Raw genomic sequence first — 16,119 nt, forward strand, 5'->3', positions numbered from 1 at the left:
CCTTTTTATCTTCTCTGGAACACACACAGTCCGTGCGCAGGTCCCTGCCAGACAGCCGTAAGCACCGGATTATCCTCTCCGGCAAATGGGGGAATAGCGTGCCATTCCCCTTCAGGTAAAACGATATCTGTCACCTCAAGCGTGGCGTTTATTGCAATCAGGAAACGGTCTGAAAGCAGAATTTGCATCTGCCTCGGGCCGTTTTGCCACTCATCCGCACTTAAGGGTTGTGCGTACTTATTCAGCCAATGCACATTGCCGTCGCCCTCTTCCCACCAGCAATCACCTGTTAATGCAGGTATTTGTCGGCGCAGATGAATCAGCGCGGCGGTAAATGTGGTTAGCCCACTGTTTGCCTGCTGCCAGTCCAGCCAGGTTAAGGCGTTATCCTGGCAGTAAGCGTTATTGTTGCCGTGCTGGCTATGACCATGCTCATCGCCCGCCAACAACATCGGCGTCCCCTGTGAGAGCAACAGCGTGGTTAACAGCGCATGAATGCTGTCGCGCCGCCGCTCAATCAGGTCCAGCGTGCCGCCTAATCCTTCTTTACCATGATTGTCGCTGTAGTTATTGCTAGTGCCGTCGCGATTTTCCTCACCATTCGCTTCATTGTGCTTATTTGTGAAGCAAACACAGTCACGTAGCGTAAAACCGTCGTGCGCAGTCACCAGATTGACCGTAGCGCTGGGTTTGCGGCCCTGGCGTTTAAACACGTCGCTGGATGCGGCAAAACGGCCGGCAAACTCGCCCAACGAGAGGTTACGCTGGAGCCAGAAGCGTCGCGTCGCATCACGGAAATGATCATTCCACTCGGCAAACGGCGGGGGGAAATTCCCCACCTGATACCCGCCTTCACCAATATCCCACGGTTCCGCAATCAGCTTAACGCGTGAGAGCAGCGGACAGTTTTGGATCGCGGTAAACAGCGGCGCATCCTGACGAAACGTAGGTGTACGCCCCATGACGGAAGCCAAATCAAAACGAAAACCATCCACATGACAGGTTTCAACCCAGTAGCGCAGGCATTCGCATGCGTATTCCACAACGCCTGGATGGCTCAGGTTGAGGGTGTTCCCACAACCGGTCCAGTTGTAGTAATCACCATCGTCCCTGATCCAATAATAGCTACGGTTATCAATTCCGCGCAGCGAGAAGACAGGCCCTTCGAGATCCAGCTCGGCGCTGTGGTTCAAAACGATGTCGAGAATGACCTCGATTCCCGCTTTGTGCAGCGCTTTTACCGCATCGCGAAACTCATCAAGCGCACTCTCCGGTGAGCAGGCATAAGCCGGATGCAACGCGAACATCGCCACCGGGTTGTAGCCCCAGTAGTTCGACAGGCCCAGCCGCTGAAGCCGCGGTTCGCTGGCAAAATGCGCCACCGGTAGCAGCTCAAGCGCAGTAATGCCGAGGCGCTTGAAATAGTCGATCATCACCGGGTGGCCCAGCGCCTTGTAGGTTCCGCGAATCTCTTCCGGCAGGTCAGGATGCAAATACGTCAGCCCTTTAACATGCGCTTCGTAAATCACGGTACTGCCCCACGGCGTGCGCGGCGGGGCGTCATCCTCCCAGTCATAACGGTCGGACACCACAACGCCCTTCAGCGCAATGGCGGCGTTATCATGATTATCCGGTTCATTTAACCCGCCGTGCAGCAGCGGGTTATCTTTTAACTCGCCATCCACCCGACGCGCGCAAGGGTCAAGCAGCAGCTTCGCCGGATTAAACCGGTGGCCCTGCTGCGGTTGCCATGGACCATGTACACGATAACCATAGCGCAGACCTGGACGGGCGTTGGCCAGATAGCCGTGCCAGACATCGCCGCTACGCCCCGGCAGGTCATAGCGGAGTTCGCAGCCTTGCTCATCGAATACGCATAATTCAACGCGTTCAGCGTGGGCCGAGAAGAGTGTGAAATTGACGCCATGGCCGTCATACGTTGCACCATGGGGGGTGGCGTTGCCGGTTGCCAGTTGCGTCATTACCCCTCCCGAACCAGCCAGACCGTTGCCAGCGGCGGCAACGTGAGGCTCAGTGAGTGCTGACGACCATGACTGGCGATTTCATCGCTGTGCACCGCGCCGCCGTTGCCGGTATTACTGCCGTGGTAATGCGTCGAGTCGGTATTGAGGATCTCGCGCCATTTGCCCGGCTGGTTGATACCGAAGCGATAGCCGTGGCGAGGCACTGGCGTAAAGTTGCTGATAACGATGATTTCATTACCAACTTTGTCACGACGAACGAAAGCCAGCACCGAACGTTCTTTGTCATCCACCACCAGCCATTCAAAGCCATAGGCATCAAAGTCGAGCTCGTGCAGCGCTTTGTGGTGGCGATAGGTAAGGTTCAGATCGCGTACCAGACGCTGTACACCGTGGTGCCAGTTATCACCGCCCTCCAGCAGATGCCAGTCGAGGCTGGCGTCATGGTTCCACTCACGCCCCTGAGCGAACTCATTGCCCATAAACAGCAGTTTCTTGCCCGGGAAGGCCCACATCCAGCCGTAATAGGCGCGCAGGTTGGCGAACTTCTGCCATGCGTCTCCCGGCATGCGGTCGAGAATGGATTTTTTACCGTGCACCACTTCATCGTGCGACAGCGGCAGGACGAAGTTTTCGGTGTAGTTGTACAGCATGCCGAAGGTCAGCTTGTCGTGATGGTACTGACGATGAATCGGATCCAGCTTCATGTAGTCCAGCGTGTCGTGCATCCAGCCGAGGTTCCACTTATACCAGAACCCTAAACCGCCCATGTCCTGCGGCCTTGAGACGCCGGCAAAGTCGGTGGACTCTTCCGCCATGCTCACCGCACCTGGCACCTGCTCGCCAAGAATTCGGTTGGTATTGCGTAAAAACTCAATGGCTTCGAGGTTTTCACGACCGCCAAATTCGTTCGGGACCCATTCCCCTTCTTTACGGCTGTAGTCGCGATAAATCATCGACGCCACGGCATCCACGCGTAGCGCATCGATACCAAAGCGTTCAATCCAGTACAGGGCGTTGCCCACCAGGTAGTTGCTGACTTCACGGCGACCATAGTTGTAGATCAGCGTGTTCCAGTCCTGGTGATACCCTTCTCGCGGGTCGCTGTGCTCATACAGGTTGGTGCCATCAAACTCTGCCAGACCAAAGTCGTCCGACGGGAAATGGCCCGGCACCCAGTCGAGAATGACGTTCAGTCCGGCCTGATGCGCGGCATTCACAAAATAGCGGAAATCATCACGCGTCCCAAAGCGACGGGTCGGCGCATACATGCCGGTAGGCTGGTAGCCCCAGCTACCGTCGAACGGATGCTCGTTAATCGGCAACAGTTCGAGATGAGTAAAGCCCATCCACTTGGCGTAAGGCACCAGTTGATCCGCCAGCTCACGGTAGCTTAGCCAGAAGTTGTTATCGGTATGACGACGCCATGAACCCAGGTGCACTTCATAGATAGAGATCGGCGCATCAAACTGGTTGGCTTTTTTGCGCTCCTCGCTTTGCACCACTTTTTCCGGCAGGCCGCAGATAAGCGACGCGGTTTCCGGGCGCATTTGCGCTTCGAAGGCGTAAGGATCCGCTTTGATTCGCAGCTTACCGTTCGCATCGATCATCTCGTATTTATACAGCTGACCCTGTTGCGCACCGGGGATAAACAGCTCCCAGATACCGCTTTCTTTGCGCAGGCGCATCGGATGGCGACGGCCATCCCAGTAGTTGAACTGCCCAACCACTGACACACGTTGAGCGTTAGGCGCCCAGACGGAGAAGCGTGTACCGGTTACGCCATCCATGGTATCCGCATGCGCGCCCAGCGTTTCGTAAGGTCGCAGGTGCGTACCTTCAGATAACAGCCAGGCATCCATATCCTGGATCAGCGGGCCAAAACGATAAGGGTCATCAATCAGATTCTGTTGTCCATGCCAGACAACGGCCAACTGATAGCGAAAGAAATTTTTACGGCGGGGAAGTACAGCACAGAAAAAACCGCGAGAGTCGAGGCAATCCAGCTTGCCGACTTTACGTCCGGTTTTGGGTTCGATCACCCACACTTCGGTGGCGTCAGGTAATAGGGCGCGGACTTCAAGTCCAGCATCAGTTTGGTGCATACCGAGTACGGAAAAAGGATCCGCAAAATGGCCTGCAATTAGCGCATTAATCACGTCTCTATCGATACGAACGGACATGGTTGTCATCCTGTTTTATGGTGTCACCCCTTCCAACTGATTTTCGACATCAGGTAGTGACACTTTTTTTGACCTGAACGGCGCAGCACAATTGTGCATCCTCTCTGCGTCGTCCCACCTTCAGGCAACAACTTAATACCTCCGGTACTAAGTCACCCTTAAAGAATAGCCAATGCTTTATCTTACTCCTGGTAAAAAATGAAACATCTGCGCTTACTCCTGTATTACGCAAAAAAAGGGGTGATTCCTCACCCCTTGATCGTTAACAAACTATTACGCCAATTGGCGCAGCATACGGCGCAATGGCTCCGCAGCCCCCCACAGCAACTGGTCGCCTACGGTAAAGGCTGACAGGAACTCCGGTCCCATGTTCAGCTTACGCAGACGGCCTACTGGCGTGGTCAGCGTGCCGGTAACGGCCGCCGGGGTTAACTCACGCATAGTGATATCCCGATCGTTTGGCACGACTTTGGCCCACGGATTGTGCGCCGCCAGCAGTTCTTCCACGGTCGGAATAGACACATCTTTTTTCAGTTTAATGGTGAACGCCTGGCTGTGGCAGCGCAGCGCGCCGACGCGCACGCACAGACCATCGACCGGGATCACAGAAGACGTATCAAGAATTTTGTTGGTTTCGGCCTGTCCCTTCCACTCTTCACGGCTCTGACCGTTATCAAGCTGTTTGTCGATCCACGGAATCAGGCTACCGGCCAGCGGTACGCCAAAGTTATCAACCGGCAGTTCACCGCTGCGGGACAGGGCCGTCACTTTGCGTTCGATATCGAGAATAGCAGAGGAAGGGGTCGCCAGTTCATCGGCCACATGGCCATACAGATGACCCATCTGGGACAACAGTTCGCGCATATGACGCGCGCCGCCGCCGGAAGCCGCCTGATAGGTCGCCACGGAAACCCAGTCAACCAGGTCATTGGCAAACAGGCCACCAAGGGACATCAGCATCAGGCTAACGGTACAGTTTCCGCCGACAAAGGTCTTAATTCCTTTATTCAGGCCGTCAGTAATGACATCCTGGTTAACCGGATCGAGAATGATGATGGCATCGTCTTTCATACGCAGCGAAGAGGCCGCGTCAATCCAGTAACCCTGCCAACCGCTTTCACGAAGCTTTGGATAGATTTCGTTGGTATAATCGCCGCCCTGACAGGTCACGATGATATCGAGCGCCTTCAGCGCGTCCAGATCAAAAGCGTCCTGAAGCGTGCCGGTCGCGGTTCCACCGAATGTCGGTGCCGCCTGCCCGAGCTGGGAAGTAGAAAAGAAAACAGGGCGAATGGCGTCGAAGTCACGCTCCTCAACCATGCGTTGCATGAGTACAGAGCCGACCATACCGCGCCAGCCGATAAAACCAACATTTTTCATAGCGTTTTTTCCTGCAGAGATGTGTGCTGTGTATGCTAACCAGTATCCTACTGGCCTATCCTTCACCATACAAAAAGCAGCCAAAGTCGCAAGTGAAATTAATCAATGATAGCGAAGCCATCAGTAATGCGACTTATCCCGCTGCGCAAGCAAGCAGAAAGTCCGCGGTAATTATCAGGGAATTTGAGTTATGAATGAAATCATTTCAGCGGCAGTTTTATTGATCCTGATTATGGATCCGCTCGGAAATCTGCCCATTTTCATGTCCGTATTGAAACATACCGAACCAAAACGCCGTCGCGCGATTATGATTCGCGAGCTGTTCATTGCGCTGTTGGTGATGCTGATATTCCTGTTTGCGGGCGAGAAAATTCTGGCATTTCTGAACCTGCGCGCGGAGACCGTGTCGATCTCCGGGGGCATTATTTTATTCCTGATCGCCATCAAGATGATTTTCCCCAGCGCCACCGGGAATAGCACCGGACTTCCGGCAGGCGAAGAGCCGTTTATCGTGCCGCTGGCGATTCCGCTGGTCGCCGGTCCGACAATCCTGGCGTCATTAATGCTGTTGTCACATCAGTATCCGAACCAGATGGGGCATCTGGTGATTGCGCTGCTGATCGCCTGGGGCGGGACATTCGTGATTTTGCTGCAGTCTTCGCTGTTTTTACGCCTGCTGGGGGAGAAAGGGGTTAACGCGCTGGAGCGCCTGATGGGATTGATTCTGGTGATGATGGCAACCCAGATGTTCCTCGATGGCGTACGGATGTGGATGAAGGGGTAACGCACTCACTTTACGCCGGGTGGCGGCTTCGCCTTACCCGGCCTACGGTGTTGATATGTTGCTCGTTTGTAGGCCCGGTAAGCGCTAGCGCCACCGGGCAATCAGCGCCGTGAATGTGTTTATGAGAAACACCTCAATCATTTAAGTCTCTGAAAAAGCGTATTTTCATTTCTGCGAAGCGCCTTCCGGAATGCCCTCTTGTCAGCATCACGGATAAGCATTATCTTCTCGCTGCACCTGCAAAATCAGGTGCCAGAATTAGCCTTCTGAACTCCTTCATCGGTGACGCAAGTATTTTTGTGTCGCACGCTTAGGTACACTCCAATGGTGGACCGGGCGGGGGCGTCGCAAGACGCGCCGGTATCCGATGAGGCCGGTAAGGCTAACCCTGTTCGGCTCCACCTCCAGTGAGATTAGCCTCTCCAGTGGTGGATGAAAATCACTCATCGGAGGCTGCCCTATGGCAACGACCCCTCTCTTTTCACACTCTTTATTTACCCTGCCCTTTAGCCATGCCACGGACTTCACCGAGTTGGCGGATAACTGTGAGCGTTTTGTCGAAGGGCTTGTTGAATGTCATGACCCTGTTGAAAAACTGGCGATTTGTGCGCGCCTGTCGGCCTGTCTGGCACTACTGCAACCAACCTTAACGGAACCTGTACCGCAGCATCTACAGGCCAGCCTGACGGTAGAAACCTTACCGACCCGCTCTCCCCTCTTTGAACCCGAACCAGATCAGATGGGGCGTTACTGCCAACTTTTGACGCATTTACTGATGAGTAAAACGCTGTCTGACGAGATGGAACGCGTGGCGGGTGATTTACTGCAGGATTTAGTGGGCTATTTCGCCGATACGCTAAAAGCGCCGCGTTGGTTGAAAACCGAGGATGGTGTGATGGTGCTGTAAAAAAGCCGGGTAGCGCTTGCGCTTACCCGGCCTACGGTGTGGATATGTGCTCAATTCCAGGCCCGGTAAGCGCAAGCGCCACCGGGCAATACCATCAGCTCAACAGCTGGAAGGCAATCATACCGACAATCGCACCGACCGTGCCGAGGATGGTTTCCATCATCGTCCAGGTCTTCAGGGTTTGCGCTTCGGTCGCGCCGGTAAATTTACCGAACAACCAGAAGCCCGCGTCGTTAACGTGACTGACGACGATAGAGCCACCCGCGATACAGATAGACAGCGCTGCCATCTGGGCCCCGGAGTAGTTCAGTTGCTCAATCACCGGCATCACCAGACCGACCGCCGTTAAGCAGGCCACGGTCGCGGAACCCTGAATGATACGCACCGCCGCCGCCAGCACGAAGCAGGTGATGGCAATCGGCAGGCCCATGCCGGTTAATGCTTCACCCAGTGCCGGACCCACGCCGGAATCCACCAGTACCTGTTTGAACACACCGCCCGCACCAATCACCAGCAGAATAATTCCCGCCGGCTGCAGCGCATGCCCGCAGATCTCCATCACGCGGTCTTTTGGCATGCCCTGGCGAATCGCCAGACCGTAAATCGCCACCAGACACGCCACCAGAATCGCGGTAAACGGGTGACCGATAAACTCGAACCATTCGTAGGTTGAAGAACCGACCGGCACAAAGCGTGCGGCGATAGTTTTCAGGCCAACCAGCACCAGCGGCAGCAGGATAAGCGATAAACTGAAGCCAAAGGATGGCATTTTGCCTTCACCCAGATGCGGCTCGGTAATGTCTTCCGGTACGTGCAGCTCAACATAACGGCTGATGAAGTTACCCCACAGCGGCCCGGCGATAATCATGCCCGGAATCGCGGCGCACAGACCAATCAGGATCATCCAGCCAAAGTCGGCGTGCATCTGAGAGGCCAGCAGCATTGGCGCAGGCCCCGGCAGCAGGAACGCTGCGGCAGCCGCCACGCCCGCAAACAGCGGAATGACCAGCTTTACAAGGTTAGTACCGGTGTGGCGCGCCATTGAGAACGCCACGCTAATCAGCAGCACAATTGCCACCTCAAAGAACAGCGGCAGCGCGCAAATCAGACCGGCCAGGCCAATCGCGTAATGCGCGCGGCTGTGACCGAAAGATTTCAGCATTTTGACGGCAATCTGATCGACCGCGCCCGTCTCATGCAAAATCTTGCCGAACATCGCCCCCAGCGCCACAACAATCGCCAGAAAACCGAGCGTGCCTCCCATCCCTTTTTCCATGGTCGCAGCGATTTTATCGAGCGGCATACCGGAAAAGAGACCTGCACCAATGGATACCACCATCAAAGCAACGAAAGCGTGCATACGCGCCTTCATCACTAAAAACAGCAGTAATAAAACGGACCCTACTGCTGTTAAAACAAGCGTTAATGTACTCACTACTTACTGCCCTGGTTAATAACCTCAATGGTGCTGGCGACCACACCGTCCAGTGGTTGATCGATATCGACCACCAGTACATCGTTTTCATTGGCACCCGGTTCTTCCAGCGCTTCAAACTGGGTCACCAGCATCTGCGTTTTGAAGAAGTGGCCTTTACGCGCCTTCAGGCGGCTTTCGATAACGTCAAAATCCCCTTTCAGATAGATGAAAGAGAGGTTTGGATTACCGTCGCGCAGCTGGTCGCGGTAGACTTTTTTCAGGGCGGAACAGACGATCAGCGAAACTTTATTGGTCCGCTGCATCGCGAAGGCGGCGTCATTCAGCGCCTGTAACCACGGTTTACGGTCGTCATCGTTAAGTGGCTCACCGGAAGCCATTTTCATGATGTTGCTGCGCGGATGGAGAAAATCGCCATCAAGAAACGCGGCCTGCAGTTGATGCGCCACTTCGCTGGCGACAGCAGATTTACCGCTGCCCGATACGCCCATCAGAACGTAAACGTGGTGATCATGATTAGTCGTGCTCAAAGCGTTGCCCCCACTGGTACAAGAATCAGGAAATTGTTACGGGTAACTGTTATCGGTAACATTGTCCAGCCGGATAAATAGAGAAGCAATATCCATTCGTGCTCGAAGTGTATAAGTGTGAGCTACTTCAAAGTTGTTGGCTTAAATAGATCCGCCCGGTGACAAGGTGAAACCTAAATCTAACATTTTAGGTGTGACTGCTTCACCACGAATGCGCGCCAGCAGGCGCTCTGCGCCAATGCTGCCCATTCGCTCACGCGGCGTGAGCACGCTCGCCAGACGCGGCTCCATCACCTGTCCAATGTCGTGACCGTGGAATCCGGCAATCGCCATATCATCAGGGATTTTCAGCCCTAAACGCTGACATTCGAAAGCCGCCCCTACCGCCAGGTCATCGTTGGTACAGAAGACGCCATCAAGCTGCGGGTATTCACGTCGCGCCTGACGAATGAGTTCAATACCGGATGAGTAGGAAGAAGACTGCTCCACCATCACGCTATACGGCACCAGGTCAGCATCGCGCATTGCCTGCTCGTAGCCTCTCTGTTTGATGATAGTACGTTCATCAAGACGTGCGCCAAGATAGGCAACGTGACGGTGCCCACGGGCGATAATAGCGGCGGTCATCTGGCGCGCGGCCTCGAAGTTGTCGAAGCCGACGGCAATATCCAGACACGGTGACTGGCTGTCCATCAGTTCAACCACCGGGATACCCGCAACCTCAATCATTTTCAGCGTACGGGGCGTATGGCTACGTTCGGTGAGGATCAGGCCATCAATATTCCACGACAGCATCGACTCCAGGCGCTCTTGTTCCATCTCAGGTTTATAGCCGTAGTGCGCGAGCATAGTTTGATAACCATGGGCGTCGGTGACGGCCTCAATGCCGCGTAGCACTTCAGCAAAAACCTGGTTAGTAAGAGAGGGTAACAGCACGCCGATCGCGCGGCTGGTGGCGTTAGAAAGGATATCAGGAGCGCGATTGGGAATATAACCCAGCTCATCAAGTGCAGCGGCAATTTTGCCCCGCAGCGCCACGGAGACCTGCTCCGGGTTACGCAAAAAGCGACTGACCGTCATTTTGGTCACGCCCACGCGGTCGGCTACATCCTGAAGTACGGGTCTTTTCTTTTTCATCGTCCTGAAGCGTTAAAAAGGGATAGATTCCCCCAGTTTACCACGGACGTGCGTGAACCTTCGCAGAGAAAAAAAGGAGTTTTTTATTGTGAGAAATACACAAAATCATTCGAGTTGCATCAAGGCGGCGACGCAGTAAATCCCCGGGAGCGTACATTAAGTACGCGACCGGGGTGAGCGAGGAAAGCCAACACAGATGCAGCTTGAAGGATGCCGTGTATTTTTAGACTGGCGGCAGGTCAAACAGTAACACTTCACTGTCGCTGTCGGCATGAATCGAAATTGCCTGTTCATCCCAGATGGCCAGACCGTCGCTGGTGGTCGCTTTGGTGCCATTAATGGTGACGTTACCTTTTACCACCTGGATCCAGACGCGGCGTTCAGCGGCAATCTGATGCACCGACTGCTCATCTTTGACCAGCGCCCAACGGTACAGCTCCATATCCTGGTAAACTTTCAGCGAACCATCACGGGCATCCGGCGACAGCACCAGTTGTTTACCCTGGGCGGCATCGAAACGGCGCTGTTCATAGCGCGGCGTAATACCGTTTTCCTGCGGCATGATCCAGATCTGATACAGATGCAGTTTCTCAGTATTGCTCGGGTTATACTCCGAGTGACGGATCCCCGTCCCGGCGCTCATAATCTGAAACTCACCGGCAGGAACCTGCTCTTTGTTGCCCATGCTGTCCTGATGCTCCACTGCACCTTCCAGCACATAGGTCAGGATTTCCATGTCTTTATGGGGGTGAGTGCCAAAGCCCTGGCCTGCGTCGATTACATCATCGTTAATCACGCGCAGTGCCGAGAACCCCATAAAGTTCGGGTCATAGTAGTTGGCAAAAGAGAAGGTATGCCAGGAATCGAGCCAGCCATGATTAGCGTGGCCACGGTCATTAGCTTTGCGTAAATAGATCATTGTGTTCACCCCCAGATGTTTTCGATGGAGTAAGTGTGGACTCAATCCGTCTGGGATCATAGAGGGTGAAAATTGACTCCTCTGTTCAAAAAATATGAACAAGCCCAGAGGAGTCTGTGCAGGCTATTTGGCGAGGGTTATCGTGGCAGGCATTGCCTGTTCAAAGGCGCGTTCGAGGATTTCCAGGTTGGTAAGAACTTCAGATTCCTTGACGTAATTAGGCGTACCGGCCGTCAGCGTCTGGTACAGCGCATCATAGACGCGACCGTAGTCTCCCACTTCCGGCTTCATCTCTTCTTTCACCGTGATGCCGTCATCGTTGACATATTCCAGCATTCCAATGGAATCATCGGCAGCGAAACCTGGCTCACCTGGCATGATATTAGCCTTCAGGCTGGTTTCCTGCTGGTCGATGCCGTACTTCACAAACGAGCCTTTGGTGCCATGGACGATAAACTTCGGATAGTCGATTTTCACCAGATGACTGGTTTTAACAATGGCTTTCAGGTCGCCGTAAAACAGCTGCGCTTCAAAGGTATCGTCCGGGTTCGCTTTGTTGCGTAGGCTGCGGATGTCATAGGCCACATGATCGGGGCGTCCGAACAGCGAGATAATCTGATCCATGGTGTGTACGCCCAGACCATAAAACGCGCCGTCCTGCGGCAGCCCCGGCTTGGTTTCTGCTTCGGGACGGTAGTAATCGAAATGGCTTTCAACTTCAACAATCTTGCCGAGCTTGCCGCTCTCAATCGCTTTTTTAGCGGTGAGGAAACAGGAGTCAAAACGACGATTCTGATACGGCGTAACGGTCAGTCCTTTGCTTTGCGCTAGCTCAAACAACTCTTTTGCTTGCGCAAGCGTCGGGGTGAAGGGTTTCTCAACCAGCACATTTTTACCCGCTTCCAGCGCGCGTTTGGCGTATTCAAAATGGCTGTCAGCATGGGTACAGACGATCACCAGCTTCACCTGCGGATCGTTTAAGATCTCGTCGAGGTCACTGGTGAAGTGAATATGGGAATACTGCGGCGCCTGCTCTTCCGGCTTGGCGTTGCGGCGGAAAATGTGCGCAACGTGCCAGCTATTTTTGCGATTGAGGACGTACGGCAAATGGTAGCGAGTGGTGCTTTTACCAAAACCAATAAATGCGCAGTGTAAGGTCATGAGACGATCCTTTTGAAAGTGATTGTCTACACCATAGCGCAAAGCGGCTGGAGACTGAATGTTGGATTCTTTGCCGGATGGCGGCGGAGCCTTATCCGGCCTACAAAACCCAGGTCTCAGCTGTAGGCCGGATAAGCGCAAGCGCCATCCGGCATCATCCCGGGGACAAAATGACAAGTAAGCCAGGCAGAAACAAAACCAAAAAAAAAGCCAGCGCAAGGCTGGCTAAAGTAATACTGGAAGCAATGTGAGCAATGTCGTGCTTTCAGGTTCTCCGTAGGGGTTCCCCTGAACGCAGAGCAATAATAATCATTCTCATTCGCACTTGTCTACTTCTTTTTGCAAAAAAATGCAGTTGACGGGATTTTCTTTCTCAGCGAGTGTAAATACACAATTAACCCTGCAGGAGATAAGGAATGAGTGAAATAGTGATACGCCACGCTGAACCAAAAGATTACGACGCAATTCGTCAGATCCACGCTCAGCCGGAGGTGTACCACAACACGCTACAGGTTCCTCATCCTTCCCTCGAGATGTGGCAGGCGCGGCTAACCGAGCAAGCCGGGGTTAAACAACTGGTTGCCTGCATTGACGATATCGTCGTGGGGCATCTCTGTATTGAGGTTGCGCAGCGCCCGCGCCGCAGCCACGTGGCCGATTTTGGTATCTGCGTGGATGCCCGGTGGCACAATCGCGGCGTTGCCAGCGCGCTGATCCGCACGATGATCGACATGTGCGACAACTGGCTGCGCGTCGAGCGTATTGAGCTAACGGTATTTGTTGATAATGAGCCTGCCGTGGCGGTGTATAAGAAATACGGCTTTGAAATCGAAGGCACCGGTAAGAAATACGGCCTGCGCAACGGTGAGTACGTTGATGCCTACTTTATGGCACGCGTGAAATAAATTTAAGGGCGAGTCGTATCGCCCTGCTTATTGAAAGGACGCAATAGTGAAAAAGTACCTTCCCCTGGTGTTGCTGGCAACGCTCTCCCCTGCTTTTGCCACTACCGTACAAAATCTCGATTCCGTACCCAGCGCCATTCAACACCCGGAAGGCAAACAGATTTTCGCTGAGCAAATGGCGGGAGCAACACCCGCGAAAGGATTTGGCGAGCTTCCTCAGGGCTTATCTGAAAAGCAGTGGATTGCCTGGGTTGCACCGAATGAAGATCCTGACAATCTGATTCTCACGGGGGCCAAAGCCTGGGGCAAAGACGGCAAATATATTGGCATGGCATGTTTCGCTGACAATCAGGCCGATGCCGGGCAGGCAAGGAAATATGCGGATAACACCTGTCCGGAAAACTACAGTAACGGGCGCGCCAATAAATTATATCTCGGTGTTTTTTCCTGGCAGAACCAACGGCTAGTGCCGATTGCCCGCTCGGAAAAACCGTTAAACCAACTCTCGGAGTGGAATAAAGCCGCCGAAAAAGAGAGCGATGATGAGTCCGTCAGACCGCTGGCTTATTATACAAAACTGGATCTGGCACCGTACCGGATCGCCCCCGATACCCTGGCGTTCGGGGTGCGTGGTGGATACTCTGATGCGTATTCCGGCGGCGGCGCATTTTACGAAGTGCTGGAGCTCTATACGATCAAAGACAACAGGATAATCAACGTGTATTCCGACCTTGTTTATCAATATACGGACATCGCCGGAGACTGGAATAAAGACGGCACAAGGCAGCACGACATCAGCGAAAGTAAGTACATTCTCAAAATGCGCTCGGCAAAGACACACGGATTTTATGATTTAGAACGCGTTAACCTGCAGGATAAAAGCAGCCAAATATTCCGCTGGTCTGAGTCACTGCAGGGATATGCGCCATAACCAACCAGTCAGGCCTACACCACTTAGAACGCTGTAGGCCATTATTCTTAGTATCCCGCCGTTAAATCATCCACGGAACGCGGGTCAGACGCGCCATACAGTGCGCCATCCGGTCCAACCATAATGCTCTGCGTGCTGCCCATCGCCTCTTTCAGCGCGACTTTCTGTCCTTTTTGCTCCAGCAGCTTGATTGTATCCGGGCTAAAGCCCTTCTCGATGCGCAGTTCATCCGGTAACCACTGATGATGGAAGCGCGGCGCGTTGGTCGCTTCGGCGACGTTCATCCCGAAATCAATGCTGTTGACGACCATTTGCAGCACGGTTGTGATAATTCGACTCCCGCCAGGGCTGCCGGTAACCAGCCAGGTTTTCCCGTCTTTTACCACGATAGTCGGTGACATCGACGACAGCGGGCGCTTTTTCGGCCCAACCGCGTTAGCATCGCCGCCCACCAGTCCATAAACGTTTGGCACGCCCGGCTTAGCGGAGAAATCATCCATTTCATTATTGAGCAGGATACCGGTGTTACCCGCCACGATGCCGGTCCCGAAGGTGGTATTCAGGGTATAGGTCACCGCCACGGCATTGCCGTCTTTATCCACCACCGAGAAGTGAGTGGTCTGGTTGCTTTCATACGGGGCGAGCTTGCCTGGTTTGATCTGGCTGGAAGGCTTAGCCTTGTTGATATCAATTTGATCCACAAGCGTTTTAGCATAGGCTTTGTTGGTCAGTGCCTGCCACGGCACTTTCACAAAATCCGGGTCGCCCAGATACTCTGAACGGTCGGCGTAAGCATATTTCTCCGCTTCAGCCATGACCTGCATGGCGTCGGCGCTGCCAAACCCGTACTTCTTCATGTCGAAGTTTTCGAGAATATTGAGGATCTGCACGATGTGAATACCGCCAGAGGACGGCGGCGGCATGGAGAAGATCTGATACCCGCGATAGTCACCGCTAATCGGCGTACGCTCCACGGCTTTATAGCTGGCTAAATCATCTTTGGTCATCAGCCCGCCGTTCTTCTGCATTTCCCCGGCAATCTGATCGGCAATCGCCCCTTTATAAAACGCGTCCGGACCGTTCTCGGCAATCATCTCGAGGCTTTTCGCCAGATTCTTTTGCATCAGCTTGTCGCCCTTTTTCAGCGGCTCGCCGTCTTTCCAGAAAATGGCTTTGCTGTTCTCGTGATTAGGGAGCACTTCGCTGCCATAGGTTTTCAGATCGTCGGCCAGCGCATCGTTAACCACAAAGCCTTCTTCCGCCAGCTTCATTGCCGGGCGCACCACTTTGTTCAGCGGCATCGTGCCGTATTTCTCCAGCGCCAGCGAGAAACCCGCCACGGTACCCGGCGTACCGGATGCCAGATGCGACGTCAGCGACTTTTTCGCATCGGCGTTGCCCTGCTCATCGAGGAACATGTCACGGGTCGCGCCAGCAGGCGCCATTTCACGAAAATCGATCGCGGTGGTGTTACCGTCTTTGGTACGCACCAGCATAAAACCACCACCGCCCAGATTGCCCGCCTGAGGATGCGTTACCGCCAGCGCGTAGCCAACGGCCACGGCGGCATCGACGGCATTCCCCCCCTGTTTCAGAATGTCCACCCCAACCTGGGTGGCCAACGCATCCACGGAGGCCACCATCCCCTGTTGCGCGCGCACAGGATGGAACACATCTTCCTCAACACCGTAGGATACCGGCGGTGGCGCAGCCGGCGCAGCAGCAACGCTAAAACAACTTCCTGAGAGCAGAGCAGCAATGGCTACCCGGCGTAAAAACGTCGGTTTTATCATCGTTATTCTCCAGATGTATGGGGGTCGGCCCCCAATAAGCCTGGTGCATAACTCTGAAATAATCATCGTAAC

Annotated in this window: 13 protein-coding genes; 4 read left to right on the plus strand and 9 right to left on the minus strand. The window is 54.1% G+C overall.

The window, feature by feature from the left end:
- Window positions 1-5: 5 nt before the first annotated feature.
- From glgX to asd, 3 genes are all read right to left on the minus strand, one after another.
- The gene (gene glgX / locus OGV94_RS21890) at window positions 6-1,982 is read right to left on the minus strand and encodes a glycogen debranching protein GlgX (RefSeq protein ID WP_043018593.1); all 1,977 of its coding nucleotides are present in this window, start codon (window positions 1,980-1,982) and stop codon (window positions 6-8) included.
- On the minus strand, window positions 1,982-4,165 hold the full coding sequence (gene glgB / locus OGV94_RS21895) for a 1,4-alpha-glucan branching enzyme (RefSeq protein WP_043018594.1): 2,184 nt from the start codon (window positions 4,163-4,165) through the stop codon (window positions 1,982-1,984). Before glgB ends, glgX begins: the two co-directional genes overlap by 1 nt.
- 273 nt (window positions 4,166-4,438) lie before the next feature.
- Entirely contained in the window at window positions 4,439-5,545 is a 1,107-nt protein-coding gene (asd, locus tag OGV94_RS21900; RefSeq protein WP_043018595.1) for an aspartate-semialdehyde dehydrogenase, read from the minus strand.
- Window positions 5,546-5,735: 190 nt separating this feature from the next.
- Between asd and yhgN the strand changes: the two genes are divergently transcribed.
- Together yhgN and OGV94_RS21910 are read left to right on the plus strand one after the other, a co-directional pair.
- Entirely contained in the window at window positions 5,736-6,329 is a 594-nt protein-coding gene (gene yhgN / locus OGV94_RS21905; RefSeq protein WP_003023480.1) for an NAAT family transporter YhgN, read from the plus strand.
- A gap of 460 nt (window positions 6,330-6,789) precedes the next feature.
- Entirely contained in the window at window positions 6,790-7,236 is a 447-nt protein-coding gene (locus tag OGV94_RS21910) for a hypothetical protein (protein WP_047408133.1), read from the plus strand.
- A gap of 94 nt (window positions 7,237-7,330) precedes the next feature.
- Here the strand turns inward: OGV94_RS21910 and gntU are convergent, their stop codons facing one another.
- From gntU to OGV94_RS21935, 5 genes are all read right to left on the minus strand, one after another.
- Window positions 7,331-8,671 (minus strand): gluconate transporter, encoded by a 1,341-nt coding sequence (gene gntU / locus OGV94_RS21915; protein ID WP_047408130.1) that lies wholly within the window; start codon window positions 8,669-8,671, stop codon window positions 7,331-7,333.
- Entirely contained in the window at window positions 8,671-9,201 is a 531-nt protein-coding gene (gene gntK, locus OGV94_RS21920) for a gluconokinase (RefSeq protein ID WP_003023475.1), read from the minus strand. Before gntK ends, gntU begins: the two co-directional genes overlap by 1 nt.
- Window positions 9,202-9,342: 141 nt before the next feature.
- Window positions 9,343-10,338, minus strand: coding sequence for a gluconate operon transcriptional repressor GntR (gene gntR / locus OGV94_RS21925; protein ID WP_016157654.1), 996 nt, complete (start codon window positions 10,336-10,338; stop codon window positions 9,343-9,345).
- 223 nt (window positions 10,339-10,561) lie between these two features.
- Complete coding sequence (gene yhhW, locus OGV94_RS21930; RefSeq protein WP_003023472.1) at window positions 10,562-11,257, minus strand: quercetin 2,3-dioxygenase; 696 nt, start codon at window positions 11,255-11,257, stop codon at window positions 10,562-10,564.
- 123 nt (window positions 11,258-11,380) lie between these two features.
- Window positions 11,381-12,418, minus strand: coding sequence for an oxidoreductase (locus OGV94_RS21935; RefSeq protein ID WP_286524389.1), 1,038 nt, complete (start codon window positions 12,416-12,418; stop codon window positions 11,381-11,383).
- Window positions 12,419-12,834: 416 nt separating this feature from the next.
- Here OGV94_RS21935 and yhhY point away from each other — a divergent pair, with 416 nt between their 5' ends.
- Window positions 12,835-13,323 carry an N-acetyltransferase gene (gene yhhY / locus OGV94_RS21940; protein ID WP_019078130.1) on the plus strand — a complete coding sequence of 163 codons (489 nt, stop codon included), beginning with the start codon at window positions 12,835-12,837 and terminating at the stop codon, window positions 13,321-13,323.
- A 46-nt stretch (window positions 13,324-13,369) separates the two neighbouring features.
- A complete protein-coding gene (locus OGV94_RS21945) occupies window positions 13,370-14,254 on the plus strand; it encodes a hypothetical protein (RefSeq protein ID WP_286524391.1) in 885 nt (294 codons plus the stop codon).
- 47 nt (window positions 14,255-14,301) lie between these two features.
- Here the strand turns inward: OGV94_RS21945 and ggt are convergent, their stop codons facing one another.
- Window positions 14,302-16,047, minus strand: coding sequence for a gamma-glutamyltransferase (ggt, locus tag OGV94_RS21950; protein ID WP_286524394.1), 1,746 nt, complete (start codon window positions 16,045-16,047; stop codon window positions 14,302-14,304).
- Window positions 16,048-16,119: the final 72 nt, after the last annotated feature.

The sequence above is a fragment of the Citrobacter sp. Ce006 genome, from assembly GCF_030336535.1.
GTDB lineage: Bacteria > Pseudomonadota > Gammaproteobacteria > Enterobacterales > Enterobacteriaceae > Citrobacter > Citrobacter europaeus.